Here is a 13,542-nt window from a genome sequence, read left to right on the forward strand (position 1 = left end):
CCGCCGCAACTGGTGGCCGCATCTCTGTGTTGGAGTATATTGACAGTGCCACTGTCGCATGTATACTTTGACCATGTCCAAATCATTCACCATCAAGGATCTCAGCGCGCGCAGCGGGCTCAATGTGCGCACCATCCGCTACTACATTGCTCAAGGCTTGGTGCCACCACCACTTGGCCGCGGCGGCGGGGCGACCTATGAGCCCCGTCACCTTGAGCGTCTGCAACTGATCCGTCGCCTGCAGGATGCGCATCAGCCGCTGGCGACCATCCGCGCCCAGCTTGAGGGGCTGGATGATGCCGAGGTTCGTGCCGCGCTGCAGAAAGAACCGGCCACGCCCCCTACTCCATCTGCAGGCTCGGCGCGGGATTATGTCGCGCAGGTACTGTCGGGAATGGCGAGCGGTTCGTTACCGGCCAAGCCCGATACCAAAGCCCAAGATCTCGGTCGCAAGGACGACAAGTCCCTCCCCCGCAGTCACTGGGAGCGCATCACCCTGCATCCGGATATCGAGTTGCATGTGCGCCGCCCATTGGCGCGCGCCCAGCAACGCCGACTCGAAGAACTGATCACTCAGGCCAAGCGCCTGTTCGATCTTGATCCCTAATCTCACGGAGGACGCCCTGATGTTTCATCTTGCCACTGATCGCTCTTTGATCCGCGCCAGCGGACATAGCCGCCGGTTCCTGCATGTCTCTCTGGAAGCACCGCGCGCGGATGGCGCTCAGGATCGTCCACCGCTGGATCTGGCCCTGGTGCTCGACCGCTCGGGGTCGATGGGCGGACACAAATGGCCGCGCGCCTGCGATGCGGCGGTGCAGGCAGCACGACGACTGTCCGGTGAGGATCGCCTTGCGCTGGTGGTCTACGATGACCGCATCGACACGCTGCTTGATCTAACACCGGCGGGCGGTGGACTGGCCACCCAGGTCGAGCAGGGGTTATCGCGTGTCGGTCCACGCGGGACCACCAATCTTTCTGGCGGCTGGCTGACCGGTTGTGGTTTGGTCGGCGAGACAACGGGTGACCAACGCCTGCGTCGCTGTTTTCTGCTGACCGACGGGCTGGCCAATGAGGGCCTGACCAACCCCGCTGAACTGGCTGAGCATGCCGCAGCGCTCTATGCACGCGGGGTTATCACCAGCACCTTCGGCGTCGGCGATGACTATGACGAGGCGCTGCTCGGCACTCTAGCCGATGCTGGCGGAGGACATCTCTATGACATCGAGCGCGCTGAGCAGATTGAGGTCGTGCTGGCACGCGAACTCGGCGATGCGCTGGATGTGGTCTGGCGCGATGCCTGGCTGACCATCAAGGCCAACGGCGGGGTGCGGATTGAGCCGCTGGGCGTTTTCCGCGGACAAGCCACCAATGATGGCTTTCGGGTGCGCCTGGGCGACCTGGTCAGTGAACAGGTGCAAGATGTCCTTTTGGCTGTGACCTTTCCGGATGGAACGGAGCAGACGGAGTGCCAAGTGGAGGTCGCACTGGAGGTTGACGGACAAACGCTGGCCACCGGGCAACAGACCTGGACCTGGGCCAACCATCAAGACAATGACCGCCAGCGTCGTGAGCGGTCGGTTGATCGGTTGGTGGCCGCCTACTACGCCAACCTAGCGCGACGCGAAGCAGCGGTCGAGAATCGCCGCGGCGAGGTTGATCAGGCACGCCACCGGGTCCGTGCCGTTGCCCGACGCATCACCAGCTATGCTGGGGAGGATGTTGAATTACAGGAACTCGCTGCGACACTGGACCGCGAAGCCGAGGAATACCACCACCGCTTCAGCTCGCGCGATGCGAAGGCGCGCTATTTCTCCTCGGCCAGCCAGATGAAAGGCAGGGCCGCAACTGGAGAACGGCGCCGGCGTGACAGAGAGAAGGTCTAACGCACCTAAGCCTGGACGGCCAGACTGTTTCAGAGAAAGGAGTCTTCTGCATTGGCGGCTTTAGCCAGGGCCTCAGCACTGACCACCTTGGGCAGCACCAACCGCCCGCTTGGCCCGGGGCGCATCAGCACGATTTGCCTGCTGTGCTCGGGGCCGTAGCTGACATGCAGCGGTAGTCCTGTAACAATCGATGATCGATTCTACAGCGGATCTGGCAGTCATCGTTCGGAGTGTGAACAGGACAATTCAAGGAGAATGGGATGGGAGGATATTCTGGCTTTATTCAAAATCCGCTCGGAGATATCCAGCGGTTACGGAACGATCTTGGAGATCGATACAAACGTGGGTTTCCGGTTCTCAAGGAGCTGATCCAAAACGCCGATGATGCGGAGGCCACTCATGTGGTTTTTGCGCTAATTCCAGGGCTCAGTAAATCCAAACACCCTCTTCTCCAAGGTGACGCCCTTTGCGTCATCAACAATGGTCGTTTTGAGGCAAAGCACGACTGGGGCATTCGCAATTACGGTCTGAGCAACAAAGTTGCGGATCGAGCCGCGATTGGCAAGTTTGGCTTGGGGATGAAGAGCGTCTTCCATTTCTGTGAAGCATTCTTCTTCCTCGGCCATATCGCCGAACGAGGACGGATTGCACGCATCGTTAATCCCTGGAGCGTTCCTGAGAGCTTGCGCGAAGAATTTGCGGCCATCCATCCCAGCTGGGAGCAATTTACTACCGAAGACGCAGCCGCAATGGGTGATGCGGTCGCGACGATCACTAAGGCGCTTCCCACCCTCCATTCAGAGCAACCCTTTGTGCTATGGCTACCTTTGCGGCGAGAAGTGCATCGGCGAGAAAGCGACAAAGTCACCGGGGTTATCGCTCAAGAGTTCCCAGGTGACGGAGACGACTCCCTGTCTTTCTTCCAGGACTCTCATCTGCCGATTCAAGTTGCCGACTTGCTTCCGTTGTTGCGCCATGTGGAGCAGGTCAGCTTCCAATCGAGCACAATGAATCGCTATAAACCTTTCCATATCGAGATCAGGGATCCAGCTCAACGGTTGCGCGGTCCGACAGCTTCGGGAGAGCACCACCTAAAGGGCCTCATCGATATCCAAGCCAAGGGGGAGACAAAGGCTCAATCTCATTTCAATGGCCGCGAGACCCATCACTGGCTTGATGCGCTGAAAGACTTACGCCACGGGCACCAGTGGCCGGAGATCGATGATATCGATGATCTTGCCAACCCAAAGGTCGAGCGCGAGAAGGCCGAACCTCATGCATCGATCGTCCTGACCGCGTCCGCGGCCCCAGTTGCATCAACAGGTCATCTGACGATCCGCTGGGCAGTCTTCCTGCCACTTGAGGACGATCTCGTCTCCGAGAAGCTCTTCTGCGGAGGCGATCAGGATTTCAGCTTAACGCTGCATGGCTATTTCTTCGTCGACCCTGGACGTCGTGGCATTCATGGATTCCATGTCCTTGGCAAAGGCGAGTCCGAAAGACCTACGGACTCCGTCGATGCGGTTCGGATTGCCTGGAATCAGTGTTTGGCAGCCAAGGGCACGCTGCCACTACTATTACCGGTCCTGCATGACTACGTCTCAACGCTTGTCCCGGAGCGACACGTCGAAACGGGGCGCCTCTTGGCCAAGACCATCACGCGGAGCCAGCTCTGGACCAAGTTCAACGGCGTCATCACTCAATCAGCGCAATGGGTGCTCGAACTGAAGCAGAACGGACCGGCTTGGACGCTCGTGAGCAGCGAACGGCCCTTGCTGCCGTTGCCGCCCTCGACATCCTCTAAAGGTGATCCGACGCTTCCCTGGCGTGTCTTTCCTGAACTGTCAGAGCTGGAAGGAACCCACTCTTTCGTAGCAGCCGATACTCAACATCTATCGCGGCGCACTCTTAGCGCACCAGATCTAGAACAGGCGCTTCGATTGTTCGGCAATGTCTCGGCGGCAGGGATTCTGAAGAGCCCCGATGAGCTTGGCTACCTCGTCGATACCTTAGCATTGTTGCGGTCACCGGATGGTCTGTTGCGCGAGAGATCGCTTCAGCAGCAGGTTGTGGCACTCATTCGAGATGGATTCTCGCAGATCGGTCTTGACCGTATCCGATCAAACAAGCGGCAACTCAAACGCCTGAACGGGTACTTGCCGCACTCCATTCAGCTCCGACTGCCCGAGAGCCTTCCGGAAACACTGCGGGAACGGTTACTGACATGCCCTGTGGAACCATTAGTTCTGCCCTCCGAACTCTGTCCGGACAACCTGGGGGAAGAGGCAAAGCTTTCGTATCAAGATGCCGGGAAACTGCTGCTACTGATCGGAGACTGGATTGAAGAAGCATCGACGCACGAAGAAAACGCTGCTGTACTTAACCTGATCTACGAGCTGGCCAACCGAATCGACGGTGACTCTAGCGCACCAGCCTCGCTGATGCGCACAATGAGGAATCGGCGACTCATCGCTGTTTTCTACGACGGCAACAGCGATGGGGACAAGATTAGGGCATGTACACTTTCAGAAATCGAGAAGGCGCAGCAGGTGTCTCTCTTGTTCCGGCGTGGACAAGTCAGCGACGATCAAGGACGCGCATTGGCCAAGCCGCTACAAAAAGTGCTGGCAAATGGTCGAGTTCTGGTTCTTGAGCAGAGAAGCTTGGCACTCCTGGGTATCGACAACAAGGAGATCATGAGTTGTGATGCAAGGGGTGTACTGCATGCGCTGAGCTCCCACGCTCATACATTGCGCGAGCCGAGTACGAGAAAATCTCTGATACGTCAGTTGTCCGCCCCAGGTAGTGACGAACGGAGCAAACGCGGGTTTCGGTTTCTCCTACATGGAAAAGACGGTCACTGGAGTGATTTACAGACGACGCTCTGGTTTCGGGACACAGAAGAAAGCACAGCCTGGGAGCGCATTTGGAGCCAACTGAATGACGGATGGAATCTGATCGATTCTGATCTGGCTCAGTATGTCCCGGATCCCGTCCGCCAAGCTTTCGGAGTCAGGCGTATTCGAGCCAAAGACCTACTCGATGACATCAAGACGCTCAAACAGGATTGTCTTGCTCGGATCGATGCCAAGGCCTTCGAGCCACATGAGTGCATCGAGATCCTGACTCAGGCGGCCACCGACGAGATCGTTTGGCGCATGCTGCCGTTGCACGAATGTACTGACGGGCAGCGCTGTGACCTGATTGGGGAGGGGGTGTATCTGGAGACGGGCCTTACAGTCCCGGCTGGCCTTACCGATCCTTTGCGGATCATTCGCCGCAGTCACGATGATGAGTTGCGCCGGCATCAGCAACGCCTGATCGCGTCACCGTTCGATGCGCGCGAGCGACTCAAGCTGATGCTGTCAGCACACCAATCTGCGCAGTTGATCGACCGGATTCTCGAAGATATCCAAACTCTAGGAACATCATTCGATCCCCAACTCAAGCCGCAGCTGAAAGAAAAAGACTGGATTCCTGATCAGGAAGGGGCAACGTTCAAACCATCCGACATCATCGACTGCGAGGATCCAACCGGTCTGATCCGCGATCTGGCAACTCAACAGCAAGATGGTGCCTATAGCTTTGTCGGTCTCTTACCACCGAGTATTCTGGATCACCCTGGATTTTGCCTGATCCGTGATCTGGGTTATTTAGCCCAAGGTGATGACGCCCTCAAGACGCTTGGATTATTGATCAGCGAAATGCCTCAATATCACCTTTGCGAGCTGGAGGAAGCACCAACAGATTTGCTGGAGGCATTACCCGTGCTAGCTGCGATGCCTCCTAATCTGGCACCTGCAAAGGGTTGGGCCTTGTTGGACAGCCTGACCCAAGCGCACGCCCCGGACGACGTAGCGCGCTACGTCTATCCGGAGATGGCACGTGAACTAGACGACGAATTGGAAATCGTCTTGCAGGTGCTGAGCTGGCTTCGACGACAAGGAAAACCGAATCCAGCTCGGCGCGCCGCGTTTAAGCTGTATCTACAGCGGTTTGTTGGGTTGCCTAGCGCGGAGGAGAAGCTCGCCGCGCTGGAACTCATGGATAGCGGCGGTGACTGGCGACCAGCCAACCAACTATGCGCCAACGCAGAAGACATTGAGCGACGTTTCGTACTTAATGAGGACCACTATCGCATCCTGCAAGAACTGGTTGTGCCGGCCAATGCACTGTCAAGTAAATCCGAGCCGACACATTCCGCCTCATCACCTGCCGAAGGCGCGACACTCGCCAAACTGCTTGAAGACTATTTCAGCGCTTGGCGTGACAAAGTGCCAGATGCCCTGATCGGTGCTTTCGTCGCCGTCTGTGGTGCAACGCCAGAGGTAAAGCGGCTGGTGGAAGTCTATCGCGGCAATCGAACCAACTTGCGGGAATGGTTCCTAGACAAGCTGCCGTGGAAACCACAGCCGGATGATACCGGACCGAAAAAGACTTGGGCTTATCTGAACTGGAGAAATCCAGATGATGCGATGGAGCGTTACAGCTTCTCCGGCGTTAGGGTGAGCAGTAACGAAGTGGTGGTATCCTCCATCGTTGGTAAACCTTTGCGGGTCAAGCGTGGTTCTGGGGCGAAGGGGTTCGTCACGGTTCGCGGGGATAACGAAAACTATCGCGTACTGGTCCAGCTTGCACCGGTGGAAGCTAGCCAACATCCCACAGAAGCACTCGCGGCTATGCTGCGACAATCGATTCGGTTGGTTGCGCAACAATGGTCGGATCAATGGCTTGGCGATCTTTCATCCTTGTGGCCAGAGCTAGAAAGTTCGGACCAAATCGCAATTGATGTTGCACGCAGCTTGATTCTGGAAAGCCTTCCGATACTTGCGACACAACTGAAGCCTGGCCGTCACCCAGGCATGATGAGCGCGCTCAAGACTTTCGACCAAGCCCGAGCCAAGGTCGTCGAGTATCGCGGCCATGATCGTGCCGCGCAGTTCGAGCAGGAAAAACAGGACGCGCTACGACACATCCAACAGTTGATCGAGCGTGACGAGGCCGCGCGTAACGCCTTGCTGGAAGGCGTACGCGGGAAGATCGAGGAATTCCAGTACAAGCGCGAGAGCATCCCATTCGAACTGTTTCAGAACGCAGACGACGCGGTGTGTCAACAGTTGGAGATCCTACGCTATACGCATCAAGTTGATAGCAGATTCTCCGATACTCAGCCGACCCCCTCTCGCTTCGTCGTCGTGATCGAGAACGACGCACTTACATTCATGCACTGGGGCCGTCCTCTGAACGCCACAGGCGATCCCTTTCCCGGTCGTGACCGCGACTATCATCGCGATCTCGAAAAAATGCTCATTGTCAACGCGTCCAACAAGGAACCTCCAGCAACCGGGAAGTTCGGCCTGGGTTTCAAGAGCGTATTTCTCGCCTGTCCGGAGCCTGAGATTGTCAGCGGTCGACTGAGTATGCGAATTCTCGGCGGCATGTTACCGATGCAGCATGACGACGATCGAGACCTTAGACATTTGGTCCGAGAGCATGCACCTGCGGGCGGTGGAGCCGGCACAGGCATTCGGCTACGTTTGGATCCTGACTCGATCCCTCCCTTGCTCGACCGATTCCAAAAGATGGCTGGTGTCTTGTGCTGCTTCGCCAAGTCGATCCAACAAATTGATGTTGGCAGCACCACCTACACCTGGTCCCCAAGCAGTTTGGAGCAAGCCCCAGCTTTCAGCATTGGAAGTCTACTGATCCCAGATCCAAACGATCAAGACGTCATGATGAGAACCAAGGTCATGCGTATCGAACTGGGCGACGGCGCGCTCCTCTTTGGGCTGGATGGATCAGGTTTGAAACCGCTGCTGGAGAGCATTCCGTCACTCTGGGTGTTGACTCCGACCTCGGAGGACGCAGCACTGGGCGTCGCACTTAACGGTCGCTTCGATGTCAACGCGGCACGAACCAGCCTAGCCGATCGCGAGGAGCATAATCACGTCATCGCTGAAGCACTCGGGTGCGTCTTGAACGACGCCATCGAAGACTTGAGGCTCGCCGTCGACCAAGACTGGGACGGAGTTTGCCACGGCGTCGGCTTGAACGAGGGAATGACTCCATACGATCTGTGGTACAGCTTGTGGCGAACCCTAGTCGGCGGACTCCATAAGCGTGAGCCAAGCAAGGTGCGATCACTTGTGCAATGCACTGCTCAGGTTGGGCTCGGAGAACTCGCATGGAGACACCCACTGCTTCCGAATGGCTTACCCAGCGCGCATCGTGCCATGGTCAGGATCAGCGATATTCGGCTAGTGTTGCGCGACGCCTTGTCCATTCCGAACGTGTTGGAGCAACTCTTCGACTGGAGCCACTTCGTCGACGAAATTACTCCACAGAGAACGGTGTCTGCCGAAATCCATGAGTGGGTTAGTCTCGCCCACCCATCGTACGCGACGGCCCGAGCACAGTGGAAATCAAGTCGGCTCGCCGATTGGGTCTCCCGGCTCATGGTTGACAGCCAACAGGTGCGCCTTGACCCGGAGCCCGCTCGGATCTGGGGCGCCATATTGGATTCGCAACAACTGGATGACCTGAGCAAAAACCAGCAAAAGGATCTTACAGACACGGAGAAGTTGTTCAACGGCGCTTTGTTCCGAGACGTGACTGGCCGTTTCGCACCGGCAACTGAATTGTTGATGTCCGATCCGTCCAAGCGCGATCCAGAAGAACGGCTGCGGTGGGCCTTCGCGCCTGACCGAAATAGACTCAGCACAGACTATGACGAGGCGGGCCGAACTCTGCTGCGACTCTGTCGGGGGCCAAGCGGGTTCAGGGCTGACACACAGCAGTTGGCGCGCTGGATACGAGAACTGAAAGAGGACAATGACCGGAGAAGCGCCGCTCTGGTGTACTTGCGTGACGGAGAACGCGGTGGACAGGTGATCGCTGAACTCCGCTCAATCGGACTTAACGGCACTTGGCTCGCGGAACTGTCGAAAGATTCGCCCTATTTCCAAGGCTGGTCGTTCGAGCAAGTACTGCAAGTCCTGATTCAGTTCAGGAGCACTGAAAGTCAAGATCGGTTTGTTTCGGAGCCAGAGCACGACAGCAACCCGCAAGAGCCGCATCGCCTCGTGGATGTTGAGCGAACTCTCCTGAAGTTGAGAGATGTTTGGCAAGAACATGGAGCTGTCTACCTTAAGGATTATGAACAAGACATCTATCCAGGGGGGTCCGCGCCAGTGGAGGCCCTGCATCTCGATGATGATGACTGCAAAGGAGACCGTTCCGCTTGGCTGACCCTGTTTCTACTGGGTCATTTCCACACGCTCGGTTTTATCCAAGGTCGGCGTCATCAAAACCGCGCGTTCATCGAAATGTGCCACACAAAGCGCTGGTGGGACGATGTCTTCGCGAAAGCTGATCCAAGAAACAACCCCGAAGCATGGATGAGCGTTCTGGATGCTTATATCGACGCTCAGACCGATGCCCAGACCTACGAGCACTGGATGCAACGTTTCCCTGCCATCTATCGCCTTGCCTGCTACCTCGATGAATACCGCGAACTCATGTTGGGCCTTCCAACTTGGGGATGGAAGGATGGTGATTGTCGGCTCGCACAGGACAATGTCTTGAAGCCTCGAGCCGCCTCAAAACTTGGCGGTGGAGGCATTTCGACGCCGCCACTGCACAAAACACTAGGCATCGGTGCTTGTTTCGTCGTCCGAGAATTGCTTCGACTCAAGGTGGTCGATGGCGCGAAGGCTCCTCACGCCTGCGCCTATGTACCAACCAAAGGCGTGCGCGATCTTCTCGTGCAGTGGGGATACGGACAGTTCGAAGGCACCGGGGCTGAGATCGGCCTTTCCAAGGAGATCCACGCAATCCTGGTCGAGCATTTGGGTTCGGAGGATGCCCGCTTCGACGGCGCCTATGACATTCCGCTCCAGTTGATGGCTTACGACCCGCAAGTGAAAAGCAGTTGCACAGTTTATGCCTCGTGATTCCCTGATATCGAAGTTGATCCAGATAGGAGCTTGACCATGGATGCCGCTGTTGCACTCAACACTGATGATGTCGTTGTCCATGAGGACTTGGGCCGAGGTACGGTCATCGTCGACCGAGGCGCCACGGCCGTCGTGCGCTTCGACGAAAGACTGGAGGAATGCGAGAAATCCTCGCTCCGACCTGGACCTCAGATCGACAAGGACATCCGCCAAGGTCATTGGTCACCGGCAATCGATGCGATCACCTACTTCCAAGCGGCAGCCATCTTGTCAGTCAACGACCAATGGGGAGTCTTTTCCCGGTCTCAGATCGCCCTGCTCCCCCATCAGCTTTGGGTCTGTCATCAGGTACTGAGGCAGTGGCCGGCGCGCCAACTCATCGCCGATGACGTCGGACTGGGCAAAACCATCGAAGCGGGACTCATCCTTTGGCCACTGATCAGCAAGAAACTGACCCAGCGCATACTCATTCTTTGTCCGGCCGGCTTGGTGGACCAATGGCAGTTCCGTCTGCGCACCATGTTCGACATCCGTTTGACACCCTATATGAGCGCTGCGGACACGCCCAAGGCGGACTACTGGAACGGCAACAACCAGGTTGTCGCATCCCTCCCGACACTGCGCCAGAATAACAATGGCCGTCATGATCGGCTTCTGTCCGCCGAGCCTTGGGATCTGTTGATCGTCGACGAGGCTCATCATCTGAACGCCGACGAGCATCAGGGCGCCACCTTGGGCTATGCGCTGATCAGAAAGTTGATGGAGCATGGCAAGATCCAATCTGCGCTTTTCTTCACGGGCACGCCGCACCGGGGAAAGCCCTACAACTTCTGGGCCTTGCTTCATCTGCTGCGCCCCGATCTGTTCGACCCGGATCGCCCCGATGCGGAACAGATCCCGCATCTGCGGGATATTCTGATTCGCAACAACAAGCAGTCTGTGGTCGACATGCAGGGTCGCAAGCTGTTCAAGCCAATCCATCAATACCCCACCACCTATCGCTATAACGATGCCGAGCGGGACTTCTATAGCAATCTGACGAGCTTCATCGCCAGCGGCCGTGCCTATGCCTCAACGCTCTCGAAGAACGAAGGCAAGCAGGTGATGCTCGTGCTGATCGCCATGCAGAAATTGGCTTCCAGCTCGGTTGCGGCAATCCGTAAGGCCCTAAAGGGACGCCTCGCACGATTGACACGAGAGAAGGAGCGACTCCAGACGCTGCTGGCTGAAGAGCAAGCACGTCTAGCCCAGAGTTCAAAACTTGTTTCTGCTGAGGACGACGCTGACCTGCTCGACCTCCAGCAAGCGCTTGATGAACTGTCGGTCGAGGACACTGCCGCCTCGATCCAATTGCTTGCCAACGAGATTCCGCACCTACGCACACTTGTCGATGCAGCTGATGCCGTCGCAGACGAGACCAAGGTCGAGCGCATTATGGAAGTCATGCAGTCGGATTTTGCGGATCGGCAGGTTCTCTTCTTTACCGAATACAAGGCCACTCAATCCTTATTGATGAGCGCTTTGATCCGCCAGTACGGCGAGGGCTGCGTCACGTTCATCAATGGCGACGAGCATATTGAAGGGGTGATCGATACCAGCGGCCGGCCGCAGAGCATGTCAGTGCCACGCGAAACGGCGGCGGAGCAGTTCAATGCCGGCCAGATCCGCTTTCTCGTCTCCACCGAAGCCGGTGGCGAGGGAATCGATCTTCAGCATCGTTGCCACACCCTGATCCATGTCGATCTGCCATGGAATCCCATGCGTCTGCACCAACGCGTTGGCCGTTTGCATCGTTATGGCCAGAAGTACCCCGTCGACGTGGTTTCAGTCCGCAATGAAGAAACCGTCGAAGCGCTGATTTGGGACAAGCTCAACGCCAAACTCGGCCACATCATGCAGGCCCTCGGGTCGGCCATGGATGAGCCCGAGGACCTGCTTCAGCTCGTCCTTGGCATGACCGATAAGAGCCTCTTCACCGAACTGTTCTCTCAGGCCAACAGTGTTCCGCGAGAGCGATTAGCCGATTGGTTCGATGAGAAGACAAAGACCTTTGGGGGCTCTGCCGCCCTCGATACCGTCAAGGCCCTTGTTGGAAACGTAGCCAAATTCGATTGCCAGGGGCTCAAGGAAATTCCGACATTGGACTTGCCGGATCTGCGTGCATTCTTCGAGGCAATGCTGGTCAAGAATCAGCGCCGGCTGAGTTGGAGTGAGGATCGTCTCTCGTTCAAAACGCCCGACGTTTGGCTCACCAGCCCGGCCGTCAATCGGCACTACAAGAACGTCGTCTTCAGCCGTGAACGGTCTGTCGGTGAAGCGGATGCTCAGGTCATCGGAGTTGGCCATGCCGCATTCAACAATGCCATTGCACAGGCGTTGGAGCAGGAAGCCGTTCTGGCCAAGATTGATGGACTGGAGCATCCATTAGTCATTGCCAAGGTAATCGACCGGGTCACGCTCTCATCTGGCACCTTGCGCAGTCGCATTTTCGGTGTCGTCGTGCCTCTCGAAGACGCTTCTCCTGAGGTCGTGACAGATGATGATCTGCTACGGATTCTCAATCAGACCAGGTTTCGGGAGAAGACTCTTGCCTCTCCAGTTGCGATCGACAAGAGCATCCTTGAGCAGACCTACAACCTCGGTGTTGAGCGATTGCGTCTGTCGTTGACGACTCTCGGCCTTCCTTTCAAGCATCCGGAGCATCAGCCCCTGGGATTGCTTTGGCCCGCATCATAAACTCAATGCCTTATTGCGCGTCCTCCCGAGCGTCGCATCGATCATGTTGCCGCCCGCCCCAATACCCACCCCGGGATAAAGCCGGGTGTGGTCGGCTGGAGCCGTCACCTTCCGAGCGGCTTGGCCGGGCGACATCCAATGGATGGTGGTGCTGCCAAGCAATGGCCGCTCGGCACGGGAAGGTTTCAACACGCTATATTCAACCAGATGAACGATGGCATGTGCTCCTTGGCCGCTAGGCGGCGACCACCAAAAGCGTCTATACCTTCATCCCGTGGCGATTTGTAGGGAATTTCCCTACAAACAAAAGAATCTTGCACAACCTCGATGTTTGCGCGAGCATCGCAACGGTAGCAACTCCAGAGGGATAGCTAAACAGCAGCCGTCCTCTTCCGCCGCTGATCCGCAACCAACCAAACGGCATCCCAAGGATGAACCACATGCCGACAACTGAAGCCACCGCTGCCCAGATCCTGGAGGCACTCGCCACAGCCGAAAGCCTCTACTATCGACTGGTATTGCTGGTCGGTTCGCTCGGAGCGGGCAAGTCAGGCGTGCTCAGACAGGTTGCACAACAGCTCGACCGGCCGGTTATCAACCTCAACCTGACACTGTCCCGAACGCTCTTGGAGCTGACACCCAAGCAGCGGTCGCTGCGGCTATTGGCGACACTCAATACCATCGCCGCCGAACAGACCTCGCCGGTGCTGCTCGACAACACCGAATTGCTGTTTGATCCAAGCCTGGCACAGGACCCATTGCGCGTGCTTCAGCACATGGCGCGCAATCGCAGCCTCCTGGCGACCTGGAATGGTCAATACACGAGCGGTCAGCTCATCTACGCCCAACCTGGCCACCCAGAGTATCGCAGCTATGACGCGGTCGATACGCTGATCGTCAGCCTGGAATAAGCCAAACGCTGTGGTCCTGTCTGCCTGATCACCCTAAGAATTTGCCCCGGAGCC

General features: G+C 57.1%; 5 protein-coding genes. All 5 read left to right on the forward strand.

The window, feature by feature from the left end:
* Window positions 1-73: 73 nt before the first annotated feature.
* A complete protein-coding gene (locus tag Thiofri_RS15120; RefSeq protein WP_040854858.1) occupies window positions 74-607 on the forward strand; it encodes a MerR family transcriptional regulator in 534 nt (177 codons plus the stop codon).
* A 19-nt stretch (window positions 608-626) separates the two neighbouring features.
* Window positions 627-1,886, forward strand: coding sequence for a vWA domain-containing protein (locus tag Thiofri_RS15125; RefSeq protein WP_009146909.1), 1,260 nt, complete (start codon window positions 627-629; stop codon window positions 1,884-1,886).
* A gap of 260 nt (window positions 1,887-2,146) precedes the next feature.
* Window positions 2,147-9,838 (forward strand): sacsin N-terminal ATP-binding-like domain-containing protein, encoded by a 7,692-nt coding sequence (locus Thiofri_RS15130; RefSeq protein WP_009146907.1) that lies wholly within the window; start codon window positions 2,147-2,149, stop codon window positions 9,836-9,838.
* Between the two features lie 39 nt (window positions 9,839-9,877).
* Window positions 9,878-12,577 (forward strand): DEAD/DEAH box helicase, encoded by a 2,700-nt coding sequence (locus tag Thiofri_RS15135; protein WP_009146906.1) that lies wholly within the window; start codon window positions 9,878-9,880, stop codon window positions 12,575-12,577.
* Window positions 12,578-13,017: 440 nt separating this feature from the next.
* Window positions 13,018-13,488, forward strand: a complete 471-nt coding sequence (gene brxF / locus Thiofri_RS15140) for a BREX-3 system P-loop-containing protein BrxF (RefSeq protein ID WP_009146905.1) — start codon at window positions 13,018-13,020, stop codon at window positions 13,486-13,488.
* The last annotated feature ends 54 nt before the right edge of the window (window positions 13,489-13,542 follow it).

This window comes from Thiorhodovibrio frisius, assembly GCF_033954835.1.
GTDB classification, from domain to species: domain Bacteria; phylum Pseudomonadota; class Gammaproteobacteria; order Chromatiales; family Chromatiaceae; genus Thiorhodovibrio; species Thiorhodovibrio frisius.

Bases quoted from the DNA above. Each gene is read 5' to 3' on its own strand.
- Thiofri_RS15120 (WP_040854858.1), top strand. From the start codon at position 74: ATGTCCAAATCATTCACCATCAAGGATCTCAGCGCGCGCAGCGGGCTC.
- Thiofri_RS15125 (WP_009146909.1), top strand. From the start codon at position 627: ATGTTTCATCTTGCCACTGATCGCTCTTTGATCCGCGCCAGCGGACAT.
- Thiofri_RS15130 (WP_009146907.1), top strand. From the start codon at position 2,147: ATGGGAGGATATTCTGGCTTTATTCAAAATCCGCTCGGAGATATCCAG.
- Thiofri_RS15135 (WP_009146906.1), top strand. From the start codon at position 9,878: ATGGATGCCGCTGTTGCACTCAACACTGATGATGTCGTTGTCCATGAG.
- brxF (WP_009146905.1), top strand. From the start codon at position 13,018: ATGCCGACAACTGAAGCCACCGCTGCCCAGATCCTGGAGGCACTCGCC.